This is a genomic window from Neorhizobium sp. SHOUNA12A, from assembly GCF_023006505.1.
Taxonomy (GTDB): Bacteria; Pseudomonadota; Alphaproteobacteria; order Rhizobiales; family Rhizobiaceae; genus Neorhizobium.
This window is the reverse complement of sequence record NZ_JALBGV010000037.1, coordinates 1-22,299: the sequence shown is the minus strand read 5'-3', so window position 1 is coordinate 22,299 and position 22,299 is coordinate 1. Positions and strand designations below refer to the sequence as shown.

At 61.9% G+C, this 22,299-nt stretch carries 27 protein-coding genes and 1 pseudogene; 15 read left to right on the top strand and 13 right to left on the bottom strand.

Annotated elements, in window-relative coordinates:
- Positions 1-110 precede the first annotated feature (110 nt).
- The gene (locus tag MOV63_RS17530) at positions 111-317 is read left to right on the top strand and encodes a hypothetical protein (protein WP_038593145.1); all 207 of its coding nucleotides are present in this window, start codon (positions 111-113) and stop codon (positions 315-317) included.
- On the opposite strand, the gene dprA is transcribed toward MOV63_RS17530, so the two are convergent.
- The 4 genes from dprA to MOV63_RS17510 are packed head-to-tail and all read right to left on the bottom strand — an operon-like array spanning position 297 to position 4,308.
- Complete coding sequence (gene dprA / locus MOV63_RS17525; RefSeq protein WP_038585746.1) at positions 297-1,439, bottom strand: DNA-processing protein DprA; 1,143 nt, start codon at positions 1,437-1,439, stop codon at positions 297-299. The two genes, MOV63_RS17530 and dprA, sit on opposite strands and share 21 nt — an antisense overlap.
- A gap of 13 nt (positions 1,440-1,452) precedes the next feature.
- A complete protein-coding gene (plsY, locus tag MOV63_RS17520) occupies positions 1,453-2,115 on the bottom strand; it encodes a glycerol-3-phosphate 1-O-acyltransferase PlsY (protein WP_046600124.1) in 663 nt (220 codons plus the stop codon).
- Positions 2,084-3,370 (bottom strand): dihydroorotase, encoded by a 1,287-nt coding sequence (locus MOV63_RS17515; protein WP_038585748.1) that lies wholly within the window; start codon positions 3,368-3,370, stop codon positions 2,084-2,086. The genes plsY and MOV63_RS17515 overlap by 32 nt, the downstream gene beginning before the upstream one ends.
- Positions 3,367-4,308, bottom strand: a complete 942-nt coding sequence (locus tag MOV63_RS17510) for an aspartate carbamoyltransferase catalytic subunit (protein ID WP_247035242.1) — start codon at positions 4,306-4,308, stop codon at positions 3,367-3,369. Before MOV63_RS17510 ends, MOV63_RS17515 begins: the two co-directional genes overlap by 4 nt.
- 202 nt (positions 4,309-4,510) lie before the next feature.
- Between MOV63_RS17510 and MOV63_RS17505 the strand changes: the two genes are divergently transcribed.
- On the top strand, positions 4,511-6,163 hold the full coding sequence (locus tag MOV63_RS17505; RefSeq protein WP_046609962.1) for an acyl-CoA dehydrogenase family protein: 1,653 nt from the start codon (positions 4,511-4,513) through the stop codon (positions 6,161-6,163).
- Here the strand turns inward: MOV63_RS17505 and MOV63_RS17500 are convergent.
- Positions 6,145-7,080 carry an AEC family transporter gene (locus MOV63_RS17500; protein ID WP_247035240.1) on the bottom strand — a complete coding sequence of 312 codons (936 nt, stop codon included), beginning with the start codon at positions 7,078-7,080 and terminating at the stop codon, positions 6,145-6,147. The two genes, MOV63_RS17505 and MOV63_RS17500, sit on opposite strands and share 19 nt — an antisense overlap.
- Before the next feature lie 184 nt (positions 7,081-7,264).
- Here MOV63_RS17500 and MOV63_RS17495 point away from each other — a divergent pair, with 184 nt between their 5' ends.
- The 3 genes from MOV63_RS17495 (at position 7,265) to MOV63_RS17485 (ending at position 9,081) form a co-directional block, all read left to right on the top strand.
- On the top strand, positions 7,265-7,909 hold the full coding sequence (locus tag MOV63_RS17495) for a TetR/AcrR family transcriptional regulator (protein WP_038542049.1): 645 nt from the start codon (positions 7,265-7,267) through the stop codon (positions 7,907-7,909).
- A 65-nt stretch (positions 7,910-7,974) separates the two neighbouring features.
- Positions 7,975-8,460: a group II truncated hemoglobin gene (locus MOV63_RS17490; protein WP_247035238.1), complete on the top strand. Its 486-nt coding sequence runs from the start codon at positions 7,975-7,977 to the stop codon at positions 8,458-8,460.
- Positions 8,461-8,754: 294 nt separating this feature from the next.
- Complete coding sequence (locus MOV63_RS17485; RefSeq protein ID WP_247035235.1) at positions 8,755-9,081, top strand: DUF6105 family protein; 327 nt, start codon at positions 8,755-8,757, stop codon at positions 9,079-9,081.
- Here MOV63_RS17485 and ruvX read toward each other — a convergent pair.
- Entirely contained in the window at positions 9,024-9,512 is a 489-nt protein-coding gene (gene ruvX, locus MOV63_RS17480) for a Holliday junction resolvase RuvX (protein WP_247035233.1), read from the bottom strand. The genes MOV63_RS17485 and ruvX overlap by 58 nt on opposite strands.
- Positions 9,513-9,643: 131 nt before the next feature.
- Between ruvX and MOV63_RS17475 the strand changes: the two genes are divergently transcribed.
- From MOV63_RS17475 to MOV63_RS17460, 4 genes are all read left to right on the top strand, one after another.
- Complete coding sequence (locus MOV63_RS17475; RefSeq protein ID WP_247035225.1) at positions 9,644-10,345, top strand: metal-dependent hydrolase; 702 nt, start codon at positions 9,644-9,646, stop codon at positions 10,343-10,345.
- A gap of 110 nt (positions 10,346-10,455) precedes the next feature.
- Positions 10,456-10,743, top strand: coding sequence for an Asp-tRNA(Asn)/Glu-tRNA(Gln) amidotransferase subunit GatC (gene gatC, locus MOV63_RS17470; RefSeq protein WP_247035223.1), 288 nt, complete (start codon positions 10,456-10,458; stop codon positions 10,741-10,743).
- A gap of 57 nt (positions 10,744-10,800) precedes the next feature.
- Positions 10,801-12,282, top strand: a complete 1,482-nt coding sequence (gatA, locus tag MOV63_RS17465; RefSeq protein WP_247035222.1) for an Asp-tRNA(Asn)/Glu-tRNA(Gln) amidotransferase subunit GatA — start codon at positions 10,801-10,803, stop codon at positions 12,280-12,282.
- 63 nt (positions 12,283-12,345) lie between these two features.
- Complete coding sequence (locus MOV63_RS17460) at positions 12,346-12,612, top strand: hypothetical protein (protein ID WP_247035220.1); 267 nt, start codon at positions 12,346-12,348, stop codon at positions 12,610-12,612.
- A gap of 91 nt (positions 12,613-12,703) precedes the next feature.
- Here the strand turns inward: MOV63_RS17460 and MOV63_RS17455 are convergent, their stop codons facing one another.
- The gene (locus MOV63_RS17455; protein WP_007775772.1) at positions 12,704-12,961 is read right to left on the bottom strand and encodes a YjhX family toxin; all 258 of its coding nucleotides are present in this window, start codon (positions 12,959-12,961) and stop codon (positions 12,704-12,706) included.
- 281 nt (positions 12,962-13,242) lie between these two features.
- Here MOV63_RS17455 and MOV63_RS17450 point away from each other — a divergent pair, with 281 nt between their 5' ends.
- The 6 genes from MOV63_RS17450 (at position 13,243) to MOV63_RS17425 (ending at position 17,411) form a co-directional block, all read left to right on the top strand.
- Positions 13,243-13,752: a GNAT family N-acetyltransferase gene (locus tag MOV63_RS17450; RefSeq protein WP_038542067.1), complete on the top strand. Its 510-nt coding sequence runs from the start codon at positions 13,243-13,245 to the stop codon at positions 13,750-13,752.
- A 98-nt stretch (positions 13,753-13,850) separates the two neighbouring features.
- Positions 13,851-15,416, top strand: coding sequence for an Asp-tRNA(Asn)/Glu-tRNA(Gln) amidotransferase subunit GatB (gene gatB, locus MOV63_RS17445; protein WP_247035218.1), 1,566 nt, complete (start codon positions 13,851-13,853; stop codon positions 15,414-15,416).
- Between the two features lie 5 nt (positions 15,417-15,421).
- Positions 15,422-15,928 (top strand): GNAT family N-acetyltransferase, encoded by a 507-nt coding sequence (locus tag MOV63_RS17440; RefSeq protein WP_038542070.1) that lies wholly within the window; start codon positions 15,422-15,424, stop codon positions 15,926-15,928.
- 23 nt (positions 15,929-15,951) lie between these two features.
- Positions 15,952-16,413 (top strand): GNAT family N-acetyltransferase, encoded by a 462-nt coding sequence (locus MOV63_RS17435; RefSeq protein ID WP_247035216.1) that lies wholly within the window; start codon positions 15,952-15,954, stop codon positions 16,411-16,413.
- A 103-nt stretch (positions 16,414-16,516) separates the two neighbouring features.
- A complete protein-coding gene (locus MOV63_RS17430) occupies positions 16,517-16,915 on the top strand; it encodes an NADH:ubiquinone oxidoreductase subunit NDUFA12 (protein ID WP_247035214.1) in 399 nt (132 codons plus the stop codon).
- Positions 16,916-16,991: 76 nt separating this feature from the next.
- Complete coding sequence (locus MOV63_RS17425) at positions 16,992-17,411, top strand: DUF2155 domain-containing protein (protein WP_037081092.1); 420 nt, start codon at positions 16,992-16,994, stop codon at positions 17,409-17,411.
- A 7-nt stretch (positions 17,412-17,418) separates the two neighbouring features.
- On the opposite strand, the gene aat is transcribed toward MOV63_RS17425, so the two are convergent.
- The 6 genes and pseudogenes from aat to MOV63_RS17395 form a co-directional block, all read right to left on the bottom strand.
- The gene (gene aat / locus MOV63_RS17420) at positions 17,419-18,036 is read right to left on the bottom strand and encodes a leucyl/phenylalanyl-tRNA--protein transferase (RefSeq protein WP_247035212.1); all 618 of its coding nucleotides are present in this window, start codon (positions 18,034-18,036) and stop codon (positions 17,419-17,421) included.
- A gap of 8 nt (positions 18,037-18,044) precedes the next feature.
- Positions 18,045-19,391 (bottom strand): acetyl-CoA carboxylase biotin carboxylase subunit, encoded by a 1,347-nt coding sequence (gene accC / locus MOV63_RS17415; protein WP_038542079.1) that lies wholly within the window; start codon positions 19,389-19,391, stop codon positions 18,045-18,047.
- Positions 19,392-19,399: 8 nt separating this feature from the next.
- Positions 19,400-19,858 carry an acetyl-CoA carboxylase biotin carboxyl carrier protein gene (accB, locus tag MOV63_RS17410; RefSeq protein ID WP_038542081.1) on the bottom strand — a complete coding sequence of 153 codons (459 nt, stop codon included), beginning with the start codon at positions 19,856-19,858 and terminating at the stop codon, positions 19,400-19,402.
- 28 nt (positions 19,859-19,886) lie between these two features.
- The gene (aroQ, locus tag MOV63_RS17405; protein WP_247035207.1) at positions 19,887-20,324 is read right to left on the bottom strand and encodes a type II 3-dehydroquinate dehydratase; all 438 of its coding nucleotides are present in this window, start codon (positions 20,322-20,324) and stop codon (positions 19,887-19,889) included.
- Between the two features lie 134 nt (positions 20,325-20,458).
- The gene (locus MOV63_RS17400) at positions 20,459-21,235 is read right to left on the bottom strand and encodes a DsbA family protein (RefSeq protein ID WP_247035206.1); all 777 of its coding nucleotides are present in this window, start codon (positions 21,233-21,235) and stop codon (positions 20,459-20,461) included.
- Positions 21,236-21,529: 294 nt separating this feature from the next.
- Positions 21,530-22,299: pseudogene (locus tag MOV63_RS17395) on the bottom strand (ribonuclease E/G); the annotation flags it as partial.

Here is a 22,299-nt window from a genome sequence, read left to right as displayed (position 1 = left end):
GGGAAGATATACAATTGGTTGCAATCTTAAATAAATGCGATATGGTCCGCAGCATACCTCAAGGTGAATTTATTTGGACTGACGGTCGGCTTTTTTTGAGAGGACAGAATATGGTTTCTCGGGGTGAGGCGAATGGCCGGCGTGACGACGATACCAGGGAAAATATCGCCTATATAAGGCAGATGCTGGGGGAACTCCGGCAGGTCGCCTTGGGAGAGGGCGCGGACATGCTCTGCTACCTCATCGAAATGGCCTATGTGGAGGCGGGAGACGTCCAGGCGGGCAGGCGCCCCCGTTCAGTCTTCCATCGCGAGTGAGACCATTCCGCCGGCGTGGCGATGCAGCCGGGCGGCGAGATCGAGTTCCAGCAGCACGAGATAGACGGACGAGGCGGGCAGGCCGGTGTGGCGGATGATATCGTCGACATCGACTGGTGTCGGCCCGAGCGCCGAGACGATGACCGCCCGGTCGTCGTCATTGGGCGGCAGCATCTCGCCGCCCTCCTTCGGTTCTTCGACCATCGGCTGGTTGAAGAGATCGAGTTGTGACAGCGGCGCAAGCGCCTCGATCACATCGGCCGATCCTGTGGTGACGATCGCGCCCTGTTTCAGGAGCCCGTTGGTGCCGTGGCAGCGCGGATCGAGCGGCGAACCGGGCACGGCAAAGACCAGACGTCCGAAATCAGTCGCAATTCTTGCGGTGATCAGCGAGCCCGAGCGCTCCGCCGCCTCGATCACCACCACCCCCAGCGAAATGCCGGATATCAGCCGGTTTCGGCGAGGGAAATCCCGCGCACGGGGTTCCCAGCCGAATGGCATTTCGCTGACCGCAAGGCCGGCGCCCTCGGTGATTTCCTCGAGCAAAGGGATGTTTTCCGGCGGATAGGGCTGGTCGAGCCCGCCGGCGAGCACTGCGATTGTTCCGGTTTCCAGGCTGGCGCGATGGGCGGCGGTATCGATGCCGCGGGCAAGGCCTGACGTCACCGTATAACCGGCGCGGCCGCAATCCCTTGCGATCATCGCCGCGAACTTGGCGCCCGATATAGAGGCATTGCGCGATCCGACGACGCCGACGGACGGGCGCGTTGCGGCTGAAAGGTCGCCCTTCATGGCCAGAAGCGGTGGGGCGCCTTCGATCTGACGAAGCGCCGGCGGATAGTCGGGTTCGCCGATGCCGACGAAGCGAGCGCCAAAGCGATGCGCCGCCTCAAGCTCGCGTTCGGCCTCCTGCACGCCGGCAATCCGAATCGCCCTGGTCGCTCCGCCGCGGGCGGAAAGTTCCGGCAGCATGGCAAGCGCGTTTTCCGCCGAGCCGCAATGATTGATGAGGTCTCTGAATGTGGCGGGGCCGACATTGTCGGAGCGGATCAGCCTCAGCCAGGCGATCCTCTGCCTCTCCGTCAGCGCAATTCCTGTTCGTTTCGCGCTGCCGTCCGGCATTGTTTCCCCCGGTCTATCCCTTTTGGCCGATCCTGCTTTCTGTGCCGGCGATCAACCGCTTGATGTTGGCTTCATGCTTCCACCAGGAAATCACCGTCATGACGGCCATGACCAGCGCGATCTTCGGCTCGTTTAAGAACCACAGCACAACCGGAATGACAAGGGTTGCAACCAGAGCGGCGAGCGACGAATATTTGCTGATCCTGGCGACGCCGAGCCAGATCGCCGCAAACACCAGCACCATCCACGGCGCGACGCCAAGCAGCGTGCCGATATAGGTGGCGACGCCCTTGCCGCCCTTGAAGCCGAGCCAGACCGGGAAGAGATGGCCCATAAAGGCTGCAAAACCGGCAAGCAGCCCGGCTTCTTTCCCGAACAGATACCAGGCGACCAGCGCGGCGACGGTCGCCTTCAGTGCGTCGAGCAGCAGGGTGGCGGCCGCGAGCTTCTTGTTGCCGGTGCGCAGCACGTTGGTGGCGCCGATATTGCCCGATCCGATCGAGCGGATATCGCCGAGGCCCGCCGCACGGGTGAGGATCAGGCCGAAGGGAATGGAACCGAGCAGATAGCCGAACACCAGTGCGGCCAGCGCGATCGGCAGGGTGATCTGCCAGTTGAAGAGTTCACTCACGCCCGTGCTCCCCTTAAAGCGTATAGACGCACTTGCCGGCCACATAGGTGGCGACGGCGCGGCCCGAGAAACGCGCGTCCTCGAACGGCGTATTCTTCGACCGCGACAAGATCATATCCTTTGAAACGATCCAAGGCTCGTCGAGGTCGATCAGCGTGATATCGGCCTTGGCGCCGGGCTTCAGCGTGCCGGCATCGAGCCCAAAGATCTGCGCCGGCCGGGTCGACATCGCATCGATCAGACGCATCAGCGGCACGCGACCGTCATGGTGCAGGCGCAGCGCTGCGGCGAGCAGCGTCTCCAGCCCGATCGCGCCGTCCTCGGCATCGGCAAACGGCAGGCGCTTGGTATCGACGTCCTGCGGATCATGCGAAGAGACGATGATATCGATCGTGCCGTCGGCAAGAGCGTCGGCCATCGCGACGCGATCGTCCTCGGAGCGCAGCGGCGGCGACAGCTTGAAGAAGGTGCGGTACTCGCCGATGTCGTTCTCGTTAAGCGCCAGATGGTTGATCGAGACGCCGCAGGTGGCGTTGGCGCCGCGGGTGCGGGCGACGCGCATCGCTTCGGCCGATTCCGCCACGGAAATCTTCGCCGCATGATATTTCGCCCGCGTCAGGCCGGCGATCCTCAAGTCCCGTTCGAGCGGGATGATCTCCGCTTCCTTCGGCACGCCGGACAGGCCGAGCCAGCTGGCGAACAGACCTTCGTTCATCACACCGTTGCCGAGGTATTTTTCGCGCAGTTCCAGCGAGACGACCGCATCAAATTCGCGCGCATAGGTCATTATGCGGCGCAGGAGCAGCGTATCGGAAAGCCCATGCCGGCCGTTGGTGAAGGCGACGGCGCCCGACTGCTGCAGCAGGCCGATCTCGGTCATCTCCTTGCCGGCAAGCCCCTTGGTGAGGGCGGCGGCGGGATGGACGTTGACGACCGCCTTGTCGCGGGCCGTCTTCTGCACGAATTCGACGAGCGCGATATCGTCGATCACAGGGTCGGTGTCAGGCATCATGATGAAGGAGGTGATGCCGCCGGCTGCCGCAGCCCGGCTTGCCGATTCGATCGTTTCGGTATGCTCGGCGCCCGGTTCGCCGACATAGACGCGGGCATCGACCAGGCCAGGTGTCGCGACGAGGCCCTGGCAGTCCCGGATCGTCGCACCTTCTGGTGCGCCCTGGTTCTGGGCATCCTTGCCCGATGCAAGGATGCGGCCGTCAGCGCCGATGATGATCGTGCCGGTCTCGTCGAGATTGCGCGACGGGTCGATGATGCGGAGGTTCTTGAGGACGGTCGGGGTCATGCGCGTTCTCCCTGGTTCTGGGAGATGAGCAGGGCCTCCATCACGGCCATGCGCACCGCGACCCCCATTTCCACCTGTTGCTCGATGACGCTTTGCGGACCATCGGCCACCTCGGAGGCGATCTCGACGCCGCGGTTCATCGGGCCGGGATGCATGACGAGCGCATCTGGCCTGGCGGCCTTCAGCTTTTCGGCGTCGAGCCCGTAGAAGCGGAAATATTCGCGCACCGACGGCACGAAGGCGCCGGCCATGCGCTCGCGCTGCAGGCGCAGCATCATCACCACGTCGGCATCCTTGAGACCCTCTTCCATGGAGTGGAAGACCTCGACGCCCATGTCCCTGATGCCGGAGGGCAGCAGCGTCGAAGGCGCCACCACGCGAACCCGCGCGCCCATGGCGTTGAGCAGGAGGATATTGGAGCGAGCGACCCGCGAATGCAGAACATCGCCGCAGATGGCGACGATGATGCGCGACAGCTTGCCCTTGGCGCGGCGGATGGTCAGCGCGTCGAGCAGCGCCTGGGTCGGATGCTCGTGCTGGCCGTCGCCGGCATTGATGACAGAGCAGGCGACCTTTTGCGCCAGAAGTGCGGCGGCACCGGCCGAAGAATGACGCAGCACCAGCACGTCCGGGCGCATGGCGTTGAGCGTCATCGCCGTATCGATCAGCGTCTCGCCCTTTTTCACCGAGGAATTGCCGACCGACATGTTCATCACATCGGCGCCGAGACGTTTGCCGGCGAGCTCGAAGGACGATTGTGTACGGGTGGAAGCTTCGAAGAACAGATTGATCTGGGTGAGTCCGCGCAGCGTGGAGGTCTTTTTCTCCCGCTGCCTGGAAATCTTCACGGCCTCGTCGGCCTTGTCGAGAAGAAAGGTGATGTCTTGTTCGGTAAGGCCCTTGATGCCAATCAGATGGCGATGAGGGAAGAAGACCATGGACACGTCTCCGCTTGCGTTCGGCGGTCTATAATGACTGCCGACAAGCGCTGCAAGCGGGCGAGGGACTTATCTCACTGCTTGTTTGTCCATTGTCGCTCGCAGCGGTTTCTCGACGCGGGTGCGGCCTTTTGTTGAGAACGCCAGAAATCCTGAACGGGCGCCGTTCCCAGGCCCGGTAACTTCCGCTAGAACCCGTTTCATGAACCAGATGTCGCGCGCCGAAGAAAAATTTGCCGAACTGAACCAGCCAAAACCCTGGTCCGGCATCAATGCCTACCGATCCGATCCGCTGGTCGTCGACCTGACGAGCACGCTGAACCGCACCATCCGCGAGGAATACGACCAGCTCGGCCGTTACGTCACCTCGCCGGAGGCGCAGGAACTGGCGCGCATGGCGAACGAGAACCCTCCGAAGCTGAAGACCCACGGTCCGCGCGGCGAGCGGCTCGACGTCGTCGAGTTCCACCCGGCGTGGCACGCGCTGATGCGCCGTTCGATGCAGACCGGCCTGCATTCCTCCGTCTGGGAAAACATTCCGGAAGCCAAGGGCCACGAGCATAAGGCGCGGGCGACGCGTTTCTATCTGTCGGCGCAGCTCGAATGCGGCCATTTGTGCCCGCTGACCATGACCAGCGCCTCGATCGCCGCGCTGATGGCCTCGCCTCGCGTCCAGAAGGAATGGGCGCCAAAAATCCTGTCGCGCAAATACGATTCGACGAATCGCCCTGCCTTGCAGAAGAGCGCGGTCACCCTTGGCATGGGCATGACCGAGAAGCAGGGCGGCACGGACGTGCGCGCCAACCGCTCGACCGCCGAACGCGTCGGCGAGGGCATCTACCGGCTCTCCGGTCACAAGTGGTTCATGTCGGCGCCGATGAGCGACGGTTTCGTCATGCTGGCAAAGACCGGCGACGGGATCGGCTGCTTCCTCGTGCCGCGGCTGCTGGAGGATGGGTCGGCGAACGGCCTGCAGTTCCAGCGCCTGAAGGACAAGGTCGGCAACCGCTCTAACGCCTCTTCCGAAGTCGAGTTCACCGATGCCTTCGGTTATCTGCTGGGCGAGCCGGGCGGCGGCATCCGCACCATTCTCGACATGGTGACCCTGACGCGGCTTGACTGCGCGCTGGCATCTGCCGGTATCATGCGCGCCTCGCTCGCCGAAGCGGTCCACCACACCCGTGGCCGCAGTGTGTTCGGCAAGAAGCTGGTAGACCAGCCGCTGATGACGCGGGTGCTCGCCGACATGGCGCTTGATGTGGCTGCCGCGACAGCGCTCGCTTTCAGGCTCGCCGATTCCTTCGATCGCGCCGCCAGCAATCCGGCCGACGCGGCTTTTGCCCGGGTCATGACGCCGGTCATCAAATACTGGAACTGCAAGATTGCGCCGTCGCTGATCTACGAAGCGATGGAATGCATCGGCGGCAACGGCTATATCGAGGAACGGCCGATCGCCCGGCACTATCGCGAGGCTCCGGTCAACGCGATCTGGGAAGGTTCCGGCAACGTGATGGCGCTCGACGTGCTCCGGGTCCTGTCGCGGGGGCGGGACCTGTTCAACACGGTGCTTGCCGGTTTCGAACGGGATCTTGGTCCTGCGGGCAAAAAGACGGTCGAAGTGCTGCGCGCCGCCATGGCGCTCTGCGAAACCGACGAGGGCGCTGCCCGGCTTCTGGTAGAACAGCTGGCACTTGCGGCTGCGGCAGCCGAACTGGTGCGGCTCGGCGCCGGCAAAATCGCCGATGCTTTCCTGGAAACGCGGCTCGCCGGCGGCTGGCGCTCGACTTACGGCATGCTCGATGCCCGGTTCGACGCCCGCTATATCGTCGACCTGCTTTATCCAGCCGCGACGTAGGCGACGACCGTCATCACAACCGGAATGGTGAGGAACGAGGCGACGACCTGCAGGGTTGCCGCCGCAGCATACATGTCCGCATCGCCATTCAGCTGCTTTGCAAGCAGATAACCGTTCATTGCGGTCGGCACCGCGGCACTCAGTGCCAGGAGGACGAGCCCGTTGCCCTGGACTCCACACAATGCGCCGACACCGACGGCAACGATCGGGAACGCGATCAGCTTCAGAACGACGGCGAGGAGGGTGATTGGCCGCGGTCTCAGCGCGTCCATGATCCTGAGACCGGCGCCGACCGTGATCAGGCCGAGGCTCAGCGACGCCTGCGACAGGAGATCGACCGTCACCATCACCGGCTCATAGATCGGGATACCGATGAGATTGACGATGATGCCGAACGCCGTCGAGAGGATCAGCGGATTGGTACAGATCCTGTAGAGAATTGCCCTGTAGTTCCGGTCGTGGCCGGAGAACCACAGCAGCACCGTCACGTTGATGAAATTGAGCGGGATGATGATCGCCGCCATCACCAGGCCAACCATGGTCAGGCCCTGCTGGCCGTAGGTCTTTGCGGCGATCGCCAGCGCCATGAACGCATTCCAGCGCGTCGCGGTCTGGAAGAGCGACGTATAGGCCGGTCCGCCGACGCGCAGGTTCCGCAGTAGCGGCCATGCCAGCAGCAAGCCGCCCGACATCACCAGAACAGAAACGATCGCCGCGAAACTGACCGTCAGGTTTTCGGTATTCGAAAAATCCGCCTTGGCCATGGTCGAGAACAACAGGGCCGGAAAAAGCACCCAGTAACTGCACTGTTCGAGCCCGTCCCAAAAGTCGGGATTGATGATCGGCGCGCGTTTTAATCCCATGCCGAGGAGAACCAGCAGGAAAATCGGCAGAACGCTTTGGAAGACGATGAGCATGGAGGAGGGCACGTCGGTGGGAGACTACGATCTCGTTAGTCCTCGCATGCCGATAGTGCAATGCAAGGGCGCGCGAATTCAAGTCCGGCGCGCGCAATCCTGTGCATGGCCACCAAGACCGCTTGCGGCGGTTGATCGCCGGGACTATCGCGGTGGGTCAAGACGAAACCGAAACAGGCGGAAAATGCTCCAGATCCCTGAAGTCACAGCGCAAGAAGGTTCGGTCGCGAAAGTGCGCAGCCGCGCCGGCACCGAGCGGGCGATCTTCCTGGCCGCCCGCGCGCTGCTCGCCGAACAGGGGTTCCAGGGTTTCGGCATCAACGCCGTGGCGCGCCGCGCCGGCTGCGACAAACAACTCATCTATCGATATTATGGCGGTCTCGACGGGCTGATCGAGGCGATCGGCGCCGATCTCGGCACCTGGGTCAAGGATCGCATCCCGGAAGATACCGGCGGCATGTTCCTGCTGACCTATGGCGACCTGATGGAGAAGCTCTCCATCTATTTCATGGAGGCGCTGCGCGACGATCCGCTGGTCTGCAAGATCGTCGCCTGGGAGGTCTCGCAGGACACGCCGCAGGTCCGCCGGCTGTCGGAGGCTCGAACCAAGGCGCTCGGCAAATGGCTTGAGAAGATGCGCGGCTCGCTGACGCCGCCGAAGGGCGTCGATGCCGCGACCACCAATGCGCTGCTGTTTGCGGCGATCCAGCACCTGGTGATATCGGCTGCAGTCAGCGGCCAGTTCGCCGGTCTGGCGCTGAAGACCGAGAAGGACTGGGACAAGGTCGGCAACGCGCTCCGCCGCCTGGTTCGCGCGATCTATGGCTGATCGGCGGCCAAGTCTTGAAGCCATGACGTCCGCCTCATATCTCTTCGGAAGACGAGGGAACGACCATGACCGTACCGACGCTATATGAATGGATCGGCGGCTTCGATGCGCTGCTGCGGCTAACGACGGAGTTCTATCGTCGCGTCCCGGCGGATGACCTGCTCGGGCCGGTCTTTGCCGGCATGGACAAGAACCATCCCGAGCATGTTGCAATGTTCATTGCCGAGGTCATCGGCGGACCGAAACTCTATTCGGAACAACGCGGCGGTCATCCGGCGATGGTACGCCATCATCTTGAAAGACATCTGACCGAGCCGATGCGCCGGCGATGGATCAATATTCTGCTCGACACCTATACGGATCTCGGGCTTCCGGCAGATCCGGAGTTCACGTCCGCTCTGGTCGGCTATCTCGAATGGGGAACGCGGCTTGCCGTTGCCAATTCGCAGCCTGGAGCCAAGGTTTACGAGCATGCGCCGATGCCCGAATGGGGGTGGGGCGAAACCGGTGGTCCGTATATCCCGAAGAAGCCGAAATCGCCGGCAGCCTGACCTGCTCTATCCACAGGCACGCTTGCGAAATTAACCATTTCCCCCGGTTTCCGTTGCGGCAAATCCCTGCGGGCTTAAGTTCCACGTTAACGCACTGTTAACTACAACGTTTGCCGAGTATCCGCGTATGGGAACCACAATCAGGGACAAGGTATTGCTGCTTGTCATGACGACGATCTTCGCGGCGCTGGCACTTGATATTGCCGTTCCCGCACTGGTCCTGAGCCTTATGGCTCTATCGAGATGGCTCGTGTCTCTGGATGTTTATCCCGTCGAGCTAAGGGGGAGAACCGCATGAAGTGGTTCCTGATTTTGTGGGCCGGCCCGGTCCTGCTGCTGTCCAGCTGGTACGGGCTTTCCTACTACGACATGAGCTTTGGCTTCTTCATGCTAACCCGCCAGACCCATGACCTGGTCTTCCAGATCTACGGCAATATCCTCGGCATTCCGCCGGAAACCATTCCGCCTTTGGTGGCGCGTGCCATGGTTTTCGACAGCCTAGTCGTGTTCGCCATCGTCACCTTCCGCAAGCGCCGCGAGATCGCCGCCTGGTGGCAGAAGCGTCAGCTTGCGAAATCGGTCTCCCTGCCAAGCGAAGAGAGCCTGTCGAGCGCTCCCTGAAGAATGAAGCTCGCCGCGGCGGAATCGATCCGCTCGGCACGTTTGGCCCGCGACACGTCCATTTCCAGAAGCGCCCGTTCGGCGGCGACCGTTGAGAGACGCTCGTCCCAGAAGACGAAGGGCAGGGCGGTCTTTTCCGCCATCGAGCGCACGAAGGCGCGGGTCGCCTGCACCCTCGGACCGGCCGAGCCGTCCATGTTGGTCGGCAAGCCGATGACGAAGCCCGCCACTTTCTCCTTCTCGGCAAAAGCGAGCAGAACTTCCGCATCCTTGGTGAACTTCACCCGTTTGATGACCGGCCGCGGGGTGGCAAAGCGCCGGCCAAGATCCGACATGGCGAGCCCGATCGTCTTGGTGCCGAGGTCGAGCCCGGCGATCGCCTGTGCGGGCTGCAGGGCTTCGGCCAGTTCCTCGATCGTCATCACTGTCATGCGTTCTTCATCCTCGGGATCCAAACAGGGTCTCAAAAGCGGGTTTTGTCCCACCCTCTGTCCCACTTCCCTTTAGCCTCATATCGGCTATGTGTCGTTATTATCCACACTATATTGAAGGAGAGTTTTCCATGAAGATCACCTGGCTCGGCCATGCCGCCTTCCGCATCGAGACCGCCAAGGCCAAGATCCTGGTCGACCCGTTCCTGACCTATAACCCCGCCTTTGCCGGCCAGGACATCAAGGCTGCCGCCGAAGGGCTGACCCATATCCTGCTGACCCACGGCCATGGCGACCATGTCGGCGATACGGTTCAGATCGCCAAGGAAACCGGTGCCGTCGTTCTCGCCAACTATGACCTCGGCGTCTGGCTGGCCAAGAAGGGCGTCGAGAAGCTCGAAATGGGCAATACCGGCGGCACGGTCGGTTTCGAAGGGTTCACCGCCACCTTCACCAATGCGCTGCACTCGTCTGCCTCGCTGACCGAAGACGGCGTTTCGCACTGCCTCGGCAACGCAAACGGCCTGATGCTACATTTCGACGACGAGCCCTCCGTCCTCCACATGGGCGATACCGACATCTTCTCGGACATGGCCCTGATCAATGAACTGCACCAGCCGGATATCGGCATCGTGCCGATCGGCGACCGCTTCACCATGGGCGGCGCGGTGGCGGCGCTCTCCTGCCAGCGTTTCTTCGATTTCAAGCATGCGCTGCCCTGCCATTATGGCCTGCCGGGCGTCGATCAGACGCCGGAAAAGTTCGTCAAGGGCATGGAAGGTTCGCGCACCCGGGTCGAGACGCCGGCTCCGGGCGGCAGCCTGACCTTCTGAACAGCATCCTTTCAGGCTGCCCGCCCTTCGCAAATTGAGGTGCGCTCCCTGTTGCGAAGGGCAGACATGGCCATTATAGCGAAGGGGAAATTTCCCATCGGAGTTATGCCATGTCCGTCGATCTCGCCACCGTCAAGCGCGTCGCGCGCCTTGCCCGCATTGCGGTCACCGAGGAAGATGCCAATCGCATGGTCGGCGAGCTGAACGGCATCATCAATTTCGTCGAGCAGCTTTCCGAAGTCGATGTCACGGGTGTCGAGCCGATGACATCGGTGACCCCGATGAACATGCGCAAGCGCCCCGACAATGTCACCGATGGCGACAAGGCCGACGATATCGTCGCCAATGCGCCTTCCACCGACCACAATTTTTTCCTGGTGCCGAAGGTCGTCGAGTGAGCGCTGGATAGCGCTCCGCCGAACCTCCTCCTCGTATTCGAACCGTTTGAAGAGCCCATGACCGAACTCACCAGCCTCACCATTGCCGAAGCCCGCGAAAAGCTCAAAGCCAGGGAATTCACCTCGGTCGAGCTGACCGAGGCCTATCTTTCCGCGATCGACGCCGCCAACTCGGTGTTCAACGCCTATGTGGCGGTGACGCCGGAAAAGGCGCTCGGCATGGCGAAGGCTTCCGACGCCCGCCGCGCCGCGGGCCAGGTCGGCGCGCTCGAAGGCATTCCGCTCGGCATCAAGGACCTGTTCGCCACCCGCGACGTCCACACCCAGGCCTGCAGCCATATCCTCGACGGTTTCCTGCCGAAATACGAATCGACCGTCACCCAGAACCTCTGGGACGACGGCGCGGTCATGCTCGGCAAGCTCAACATGGACGAGTTCGCGATGGGCTCCTCCAACGAGACCTCGCATTACGGTGCGGTCGTCAATCCGTGGAAAGCGAAGGGCTCGAACCAGCAGCTGGTTCCGGGCGGCTCTTCCGGCGGCTCGGCCGCTGCGGTGTCCGCATTCCTCTGCGCAGGTGCGACCGCCACCGATACCGGCGGCTCGATCCGCCAGCCGGCCGCCTTCACCGGCACCGTCGGCATCAAGCCGACCTATGGACGCTGCTCGCGCTGGGGCACCGTTGCCTTCGCATCCTCGCTCGACCAGGCCGGCCCGATCGCCCGCGACGTGCGCGACGCAGCGATCATGCTGCGGTCGATGGCGTCGGTCGATGCCAAGGACACCACCTCGGTCGACCTGCCGGTTCCGGATTACGAAGCCTCGCTCGGCCAGTCGCTCAAGGGCATGAAGATCGGCATTCCGAAAGAATACCGCGTCGAAGGCATGCCGGAAGAGATCGAAAAACTTTGGGCTCAAGGCATTGCCTGGCTGAAGGATGCCGGTGCCGAGATCGTCGACATCACCCTGCCGCACACCAAATACGCGCTGCCGGCCTATTACATCGTCGCTCCTGCCGAAGCCTCGTCGAACCTCGCCCGTTACGACGGCGTTCGTTACGGCCTGCGCGTCGACGGCAAGGACATCGTCGACATGTACGAAAAGACCCGCGCCGCCGGCTTCGGCACCGAGGTCAAGCGCCGCATCATGATCGGCACCTACGTTCTGTCGGCCGGTTATTACGACGCCTATTATCTGCAGGCGCAAAAAGTCCGCACGCTGATCAAGCGCGACTTCGAGATCGTCTTCGACGCCGGCGTGGATGCAATCCTGACGCCCGCCACCCCGTCGTCGGCCTTCGGCATCGCCGACGAGGACCTCGCGTCCGATCCGGTCAAGATGTACCTCAACGACATTTTTACGGTAACGGTCAACATGGCCGGCCTGCCGGGCATCGCCGTTCCCGCCGGCCTCGACGCCAAGGGCCTGCCGCTCGGCCTGCAGCTGATCGGCAAGCCGTTCGAGGAAGAAACTCTGTTCCGCACCGCTCATGTCATCGAACAGGCCGCCGGCCGGTTCACGCCGACGAAGTGGTGGTAAGCGGACTGATCATCCTAAAGATGACGGCCGCCGATCATCGGGCGGGCGCCGGGGAGGTGGTTCATGGCTAAGACAGATCTGGCAGGATTAATCGAGGCTTTTGATCGCCTCGCGGCCAATGGTTTCACCATGGGTGTGGACTGGCAGGCGGTGCACGAAATCTGCCAGGCGCATGAGGGCGAACAGCCGTTCGACTGGGGCCACGCGCTCTGCCACCACATCGAAGGCGACGACTCGAACGCCAACTACTGGTACCGCCGCGCCGGCAAGCGACGCACGGGCTCGGTCGGCGACGAATGGGCGGCGATGCGCGCCGAGCTTTCCGCTTAGGCCTGAGGTGGGTTCAGTCTTCTTGGGGCGGATAGAGCTTGCGCTGGATGGAAAGCCGGTCTCCATCGAGAAGACCGGCCTTCGTTTTTTATTACCGATTATCCTGCTCGGCCCTCACCAGCACCAGTCCCCTTTCGGTGATGCGGTAAGGCTTGCCGCCTTGCGATTTGATCGCCTTCTTCTGCTTGAGCTTTCGAAACGTGACGAGGTCGAGGCCTGAAAAGGCCCAGCCTTCGCGGGTGACAAGTTGCAGCTTTTCGATCTTCCTGTTGTCGTCGCGGGTGATCTCGATCCTGCCGCCCTGGGCGAGCAGGTGGAGGATGCGCTGTTCGGCGCGGGAAATATCCATTGTCTTGATGTCCGGAGAAGCGCTCGTGAACGAGCGCACAAAAACGTTGCCGGCGTCGCGTGACGTCGGGGTTCTCGTTTTTGTCTGGGCCGGCGCGGCTTTAAGAGCGAGGCCGGCCCCTTACCGGGTCTCTACGGAAGAGAACATCAAAACTCCATCGATACGAAATCCGCACTAGGCGGGTTTTCCGCGGGCGTCAAGCACCTGACGGAAACGCCCTATATGTTGCACTGGTCAAAGCGCAGACTCAGTGGTCTACTGAGTCTGCAACAGGGGAAGTTATGGCCCATATTCGCAATGCGCGTGAGGACGAGGTGGATATCCTGGCGGAAATCGGCTTCCGCTCCTGGGAAAAGGCCATGATGTCGATCGGCGAGATGACCGACATGCGCTCCGGCGCCCGCACCGCCTTCCAGAATTTCACGCGCTCCTCCTGGCTGACCATCACCGTCATCGAGCAGGGCGGCAATGTCGCTGGCTGGGCGGCGCGTGAAAAACTCGATGAACTGATCTCCGATTTCTGGATCGATCCGTCCTTCAAGGGGCAGGGGCTCGGCCGCGCACTGCTCGTCGAGATCGAGGCCGAGATCGTCCACCAGGGTTTTGAAGTCGCCCGCGTCGAGACCCATGCCCGCAATACCGAAGCGATCGGCTTTTTCGAAAAGCAGGGTTATTCCATCAACTGGCTCTCCACCAGCTATTCCCCGAAGATCGATCGCGACGTGCAATCGGTCGGCCTGTCCAAGCGCCTCGTCCTCGAGGCGCCGGATACTTACGGGCCGAGCTTCTAGATCGGGCCGCCAGCTTCAAAACGTCGGTTAAGCTTGCACGTCCGCGCCATTTGCTCTACCTCCAGAAAACGCAATCGAGACCATTTCACGAGCATCAGATGACCCTTGTCGACGTCCGCACGCCCGATCCGAAACGCTTCATTCCCGGCGCCACAGGCGATTGGGAAGTCATCATCGGCATGGAGGTGCACGCTCAGGTCCTTTCCAATTCGAAGCTTTTCTCCGGCGCCTCGACCGAGTTCGGCAAGCCGGCCAATTCCAACGTCTCGCTCGTCGATGCGGCCATGCCCGGCATGCTGCCGGTCATCAACGAGGAATGCATCAAGCAGGCGGTGCGCACCGGGCTTGGCCTGAAGGCTGCGATCAACAAGCGTTCGTTGTTCGACCGCAAGAACTATTTCTACCCGGACCTGCCGCAGGGCTATCAGATTTCCCAGTTCAAGGATCCGATCGTCGGCGAAGGCAAGATCGTCATCTCGCTCGGCCCGGACCGCCAGGGTCAGTTCGAGGATATCGAGATCGGCATTGAGCGCCTGCATCTCGAACAGGACGCCGGCAAATCGATGCACGACCAGCATCCGACCATGTCCTATGTGGACCTGAACCGCTCCGGCGTGGCTCTGATGGAGATCGTCTCCAAGCCCGATATGCGCTCTTCCGACGAAGCGAAGGCCTACATGACCAAGCTTCGCTCGATCGTGCGCTACCTCGGCACCTGCGACGGCAACATGGACGAAGGCTCGATGCGCGCAGACGTCAACGTCTCGGTGCGCAAGCCCGGCGGTGAATTCGGCACCCGTTGCGAGATCAAGAACGTCAACTCAATCCGCTTCATCGGCCAGGCGATCGAATACGAAGCCCGCCGCCAGATCGGCATTCTCGAAGACGGCGGCTCGATCGACCAGGAGACCCGCCTTTTCGACCCGAACAAGGGCGAGACGCGCTCGATGCGCTCCAAGGAAGACGCGCACGACTATCGTTATTTCCCGGACCCGGACCTGCTGCCGCTCGAGTTCGACGATGCCTTCATTGCCGAACTGGAACGGCACCTGCCGGAACTGCCGGACGACAAGAAGGCCCGTTTCGTGCGTGAGCTCGGCCTGTCGATCTACGACGCCTCGGTTCTGGTGTCCGAAAAGGCTATCGCAGACTATTATGAGAGGGTTCTCCACCCAACTGTTAAAGACGTATTTCCCGGCCAAATGGTGTTGAAGAGAGCACCGGTAGCGGTCGAAAGAGATGGGAAGTTTGCTGCTAACTGGGTAATCAACGACCTGCTCGGCGCGCTCAACAAGGCCGGCAAGTCGATTGAGGAAACGCCAGTCGTTCCCGCGCAACTGGGGGGCATCCTCGATCTGATCGCCGATGGCACGATCTCCGGCAAGATCGCCAAGGACCTGTTTGAAATCGTCTGGACCGAAGGCGGTGACCCCGCCGAACTCGTCGAGAGCCGCGGCATGAAGCAGGTCACCGATACCGGCGCGATCGAGGCCGCCGTCGACGAGATCATCGCTGCCAATCCGGACCAGGTCGCCAAGGTCAAGGCCAAACCCACGCTCGCCGGCTGGTTCGTCGGCCAGGTGATGAAGTCGACCGGCGGCAAGGCCAATCCGCAGGCCGTCCAGGCACTGGTCAAGGCGAAGCTCGGGATCGAAGAGGAGTAGGCCCGATGGTCTACTTCGTCCGCACCGCCGGTGAAGCTGACGTCGAGCAGATCCGCGCCCTGCTGGCGGCGACTTTTCACGACACCTACGATCCGTTCTACGGGGCCGACAAGGTCAGGAGAATGGTCGACGGCTGGCATTCTCCAGGCGCCGTCAAGGCGCGCATCCAGAAGCGCGGCGGCGAATTCCTGGTCGCCGACAACGGCAAGGATATCGGCGGCATCGGTTATGCCGCCATGTATCCGAAAATGGTGAAGACGGCGATGCTGCACCAGCTCTACGTCAAGCCGTCCTGCCAGAACGAGGGCATCGGCCGCGACATCTTCGCCGAACTCGAAACCTGTTTTCCGGATGCCGAGATCATGCGGGTCGAGGTGGCGCTGCCGAACGTGCGCGCGATGTCCTTCTACGAGAGGCTCGGGTTTTCCGAGGTCGACAGGATGGAGGAGTGGGGTGCCCCCAATTCCGGCCTGCCGGCGATCATCATGGAGAAGCGGCTGGAGTTGCGCTGACCCACCCGAGGAGGACTTTTTGCATGGCCGACATCGTCATCCGCAGAGCGCGGCAAGCAGATCTTCCCGAGCTCATCGACCTGTTTGCCGCAGATGACGTCGGAGGCCATGGCGACACGACGGACGAGGCCGCCTTCGACGACTACCTGCGCGCCTTCAACGTCATCGATGCCTCGCAGAACGAACAGCTTTTCGTTGCCGAACTGGAAGGCGAAGTGGTCGGCACGTTCCAGATCCTCTTCAATCGCACGCTGACGGGTCGGGGATCGCTGTCGATGATCATCGAGGCGGTGCAGACGCGCGGCGACATGCGCGGCAAGGGCATCGGCGGTCAGATGATCCATCATGCGATCGAGGAAGCCAGGCGCCGCGGTTGCCGCCAGGTCGCACTCACCTCCAACATGGCCCGCACCGACGCGCATCGCTTCTATGAGCGGCTCGGCTTCGCCAGAAGCCATTTCGGCTTCAAGATGAAGCTCAAATGACCGTGCGCGACATTTGGAATCACTGGACATCGAAGTCGTCAAGCGGCATAAGCGGATCAACCACTTTGATCGTCATCCTGTTTGCCAAGCCGACGGAACATCCATGAAAAACCTCCTGCTGCAGATCTTCACCTGGTGGAACGGACAGACCATGGGCACCCGGTTCTTCACCTGGCGCTTCGGCAAGAAGGTCGGCGAAGACGAGCTCGGCAACATCTATTACGAAGGCCCGATGACTTCCTGGGGCAAGCCGAAGCGTTGGGTGATCTATAAGAATTACGCAGAAGCTTCCGCAATCGGGCCGGGCTGGCATGGCTGGATGCATTATCGCACCGACGTTGCTCCGTCGCAGGAAGATTACAAGGCTCGGGAATGGGAAAAGGCGCACAAGCTGAATGCCACCGGCACGCCGCTTGCCTATCACCCGCAGGGCTCGCTTGCCGCCACCGGCGAACGCCCCTGCGTCACAGGCGATTACGATGCCTGGACGCCCGGCAACTGACACCTGTTTTGGCCACAATCGCACTCTAGGTCTCGACGCCGACGGGATCGCCGGGACGGGAAGCATAATGGGATTGATGACGGTTTTTCCACGCAAGCCAATGGTCGGCGCATTGATCGCGCTTGCATCCGTGCTTGCGGCGGATGGTGTGTCTGCAGCGCGGCTGAATAATCCGGTCGCGGTCTTTGCCGGCATCGACAAGATCACCGGCCGCATCACTACATTCGACGTCTATGTCAACGAGACCGTTCAATACGGCGCGCTGCAGGTGACGCCAAAGGTTTGTTATTCTCGCGACGAGACGGAAGCCCAGAAAATCGATGGTTTCGTGGAAGTCGACGAGATCACCCTTGACCGCAAGATTCGCCGGATCTTCACCGGCTGGATGTTCGCCGACAGCCCCGGCCTCAACGCCGTCGAGCATCCGATCTACGACGTCTGGCTGACCGGCTGCAAACAGAAGTCCGACGTGCCGCCGCCGAAGGCGACCAACTGATTCCCCGTCAGAATTTCAGATGCGGTGAATCGACCGCAGTTCTCAAGAGCTTGAGATAGTCGTCCTTGGGGATGTCGATCGCGCCGAACGTCTTTAGATGTTCGGTGGTGAACTGCGTGTCGAGCAGGGTGAAGCCGTTTTGCCGGAGCCGCTCGACAAGGTGCACGAGGCAGATCTTGGAGGCGTTCGTGCGCCTCGAAAACATGCTCTCGCCGAAGAAGGCGGAGCCGAGCGAAACGCCATAAAGGCCGCCGACCAGTTCATCGCCCTCGAAGGCCTCGACGCTATGCGCGTGGCCCATGCGGTGCAGTTCGATATAAAGCTTGCGGATGGTGGAGTTGATCCAGGTACTCGGCCGGTCGCCGGCGGGCTCGGCGCAGAAGGCGATCACCCGCTCGAATGCCGTGTCGAAGCGGATGTCGAGCGGCGTCTTGCGGGCCGCCTTGGCCAGGCTTTTCGAAACGTGGAAGCCGTCGAGCGGCAGGATGCCGCGCATTTCCGGTTCGACCCAGAAGATTTCCGGGTCGTCGGCGGATTCGGCCATCGGAAAGAGGCCGATGGAATAGGCGCGCAGCAGGATTTCCGGGGTTATCGCCGGGTAATATCTGCCACGCCGCCCTGCCATCGATCTCCCTAATGCGTCTTGTCGCCGGCGAGGTAGTTTTCCAGCCAGTGAATGTCATAATCGCCATTGGCGATATCCGGATTGTCGACGAGGTCCTGAAACAGCGGCAGCGTCGTCTTGATGCCGTCCACGACGAATTCGTCCAGCACGCGGCGCAGACGCATCATGCATTCGACGCGGGTGCGTCCATGCACGATCAGCTTGCCGATCAAGCTGTCGTAGTAGGGCGGGATCTTGTAGCCCGCATAGGCGCCGGAATCGACACGCACGCCAAGCCCGCCGGGCGCATGGAAATGCGTGATCGTGCCGGGCGACGGCACGAAGGTGCGCGGATCCTCGGCATTGATGCGGCATTCGATGGCATGGCCGAAGAATACGATATCTTCCTGGCGGACGGACAGGCCGCCGCCAGAGGCGACACGGATCTGTTCGTGCACGAGGTCGATGCCGGTGATCGCTTCGGTGACCGGATGCTCGACCTGAAGACGGGTGTTCATTTCGATGAAATAGAACTCGCCATTTTCGTAGAGGAACTCGATCGTGCCGGCGCCGCGGTATTTCAGCTTGCGCATCGCGTCGGCGCAGACTTCGCCGATCTTCATGCGCTGCTCGACGTTGAGGGCAGGGGAATTAGCTTCTTCCCAGACCTTCTGGTGGCGGCGCTGCAGCGAGCAGTCGCGTTCACCGAGATGGATGGCGTTGCCTTCGCCGTCACCGACAACCTGGATTTCGATGTGGCGCGGCTTCTCGAGATATTTTTCCATGTAGACGGCATCGTTGCCGAAAGCGGCGAGCGCTTCGGAACGGGCAGTCGACACGGCCTCGTCGAGATCGGCCTCTGTCTTGGCGACCTTCATGCCGCGTCCGCCGCCGCCGGCGGTTGCCTTGATCAGCACAGGGAAGCCGATCTGGCGGGCGATTTCCATCGCATTCTCGGGCTTCACTTCGCCGTCGGAACCGGGAACGACGGGGATGCCGAGTTCCTGCGCGGTCTGCTTGGCGGTGATCTTGTCGCCCATGATACGGATATGGTCGGCGGTCGGGCCGATGAAGGTGATGCCGTGCGCGTCGAGGATATCCGCGAACTTGGCGTTTTCCGACAGGAAGCCGTAGCCCGGATGCACCGCGTCGGCGCCGGTGATTTCGCAGGCGGCGACGATCTGGTGAATGTTCAGATAGCTGTCGCGCGACGGCGGCGGGCCGATGCACACACTTTCGTCGGCAAGCCGCACATGCATGGCGTCGGCGTCGGCGGTGGAATGGACCGCGACGGTCGCGATGCCGAGTTCCTTGCAGGCGCGAAGCACGCGAAGCGCGATTTCACCGCGGTTGGCTATGAGGATCTTGGATATCATGGATGCGCCTACTCGATGACGACGAGCGGCTGGCCATACTCGACGGGCTGAGCGTCGTTGACCAGGATTTCCGTGACCTTGCCGGAGCGCGGCGCCGGGATCTGGTTCATCGTCTTCATGGCTTCGATGATCAGCAGCGTCTGGCCTTCCTTGACGGTGGCGCCAACTTCAACGAAGGCGCGCGAACCCGGGGCCGGGGAGAGGTAGATGGTGCCGACCATCGGCGCGGTCACGGCGTTCTTGTTGTCCTGCACGGCGGGCGCTGCAGCAACGGGAGCGGCTGCAGCAGCCGGGGCGTAGCCAGGCGCTGCGATCGGGGCCTGGACATACTGCATCGTGCCGGCGCGGGATACGCGGATACGCAGATCGTCCTGTTCGACTTCGATCTCGGTGAGGTCGGTCTCGTTGAGGATGTTCGCGAGGTCGCGGATCAGTCCCTTGTCGATACCGTTCTTCTTGTCAGACATGGCAAACCCTATTGTTCTGTTTATCTTGTCAAGCGGTAATGGATTTTAAGGCGTGCAGCGCCAGAATGTAGCTCGCGGTGCCAAAACCGCAGATCACGCCCTTTACCGCCGGTGCGATCATCGAATGATGGCGGAATTCCTCCCGCGCGTGGACATTCGAGATATGGAGTTCGATCACCGGCACGGAGATCGCCTTGATGGCGTCGTGCAATGCGATCGAGGTATGGGTATAGGCGCCCGCATTGATGGCGACGCCGACGGCCTTTTCGTTGGCCTCGTGCATCCAGTCGATCAGCACGCCCTCGTGATTGCTTTGGCGGAAATCGACGTCGAAGCCAAGTTCCTTGCCGGCTGCAATACAGTCGTTCTCGACATCCTTCAGCGTGGCAGCGCCGTAAATGCCCGGCTCGCGCTTGCCCAGCATATTAAGATTGGGGCCGTTGAGGACGAAGACCGTCTTGCTCATCACTGATCTATTGGTTCCCTGCAGAAATTCAGGGGCCACCTATAGACCGGCGAAGCGGCAAGGGAAAGCCCCCGCCGCGCCGAAAGCCCGTGAGTCCACTGCGATGGAACATCTATTGGTTGGCACCTGCCCTGTCAGCAGGTCGCCTTGCCGCAGGCGCGCACATTGGCGACCTTCTGCTCGATCGTATCGAGGCCGACGGCGCCGAAGACGGCTTCGTCGGCGACCACATAGGTCGGCGTGCCGGTGATACCGATCGCGTTGGCGATCCGATAGGCGTCGCGCACCAGATCGTCGTTCGGCTCATCGGCCATGGACTTGCGGATCGCCGCTTCCTTGACGCCAAGCGCACTCGCGACCGCAATGGCCGTCGCTTCCGAGGCGTGCGGCTTGCCGCCAAGCAGTTCGCGATGGAATTTTGCATATTTCTCAGGCGCCAGCAGACGCACGGCGTTGGCCACCCGATGGGCTGCAAGCGAGTCCGGCCCGAGGATCGGGAATTCCTTCAGGATGAAACGGACGTTCTTGTCCTTGGAAAGGATGTCGTCCATGTCGGAGAGCGCCCGCTTGCAGTAGCCGCAATTGTAATCGAAAAACTCGACGATGGTCACGTCGCCCTTCGGATTGCCGAGCGTGATGTCGGTCGGCGAGGAGAAAATCTCCTGCTTGTTGTCCGCGATCGCCTTGGTCGATTGTTCGACGCGCTGGGTCTGCTGCTTGGCTTCCAATGCGTTTTGAACCTCGACCAGCACTTCCGGGTTCTCGATCAGATATTGGCGGATGAACTCGCCCATCTCCTTCTTCTGCTGGTCGTCCAGGGCGACAGCCGGGGCGGCCACGGAAAATGCGAAGGCCAGCATCGAGCCGGCGGCCAATGTCTTGAAAGCGGGCGTCTTGAACAGGCGAGTCATCCATATCCTCTTGGATCGGGCACACGAATCCCGCGCACCATTGTTGTCGTTTGTGCCCAAAGTAAGCCAGTCGGGCTTTCCAAAAAACCTCAAAATCATGTCCAGGCCGTTTTCACCGGTTCACAACTGCGTATGACGCCTGGCGGGATGACAAAATGGAGTCGGATTCCAACACGTTGGCTGCCTTTCCGGAATCGTTTCGGCAGGCAGTTGATCCGGTTTCTGAGGTTCAAGGCAGAGCAAAAACAAAAACGGCCGCGTTTTGCGCGGCCGTTTCATCTGTTCTCGTCAGGCTCAGAAGAAGCCGCGGCGCTGCCACCAGCCGGCCTTCTTGGGCTTCGACGGATCGGCTTCGGTCTCGGGCGCTGCCGCTGGATCGGAGCTCTTCACCACCGCCTCAGCGGAGGAGGAGATGTTCGAGGCGCGATTGGCACGAGCCGGTTTCGCGTCGCCGGCATCGACCTGCTCAGCCGCCGGCGCTTCTTCGATGGGAGCTTCGGCAGCCGGAGCAATTTCGGCAGCCCGCGGCTCTTCGCCGAGTGCAGCTTCGACCTGCTCGACGACGGTTTCCACCGGAGCCGGAGCTGCGGCAGCCACAGGGACCTCTTCGGCAGCCGGGGCATCGGCGACGGTCGTTGCCTTGCCACGACGCGAACGGCGGGGCTTGGCTTCTGCCTTGCCGACAGGTGCAGCTTCCGCCTCGGCGGGTGCCGCGACTGCCTCGACGGCGATCTCTTCAGCTGTCTCGGCTGCGGCTGCTGCCGGCACTACCTCGACGTCTTCGCTGGATGCATCTTCGTCGACCGCTTCGCCGTCATCCGAAGCGTTCAGTTCCTGTCCGTCCTCGCCGTTGCGATTGCGGCGACCACCGCGCTTGCCGCGGCGGCGGCGCTTTCGGCGATTTTCTTCCGAGTCCGAATCGGCGGCTACCGTTGCGTCGGATGCTTCGCCGGCTTCGGAAACATCGTCCTCGCCTTCGTCGCCGTCCTCGTCGCCATCAGCCATGTCGTCGCTGCCGCCCTGCGCGGTCTGGGCATCTGCGCCCTTTTCGCCGCCACGGTTGC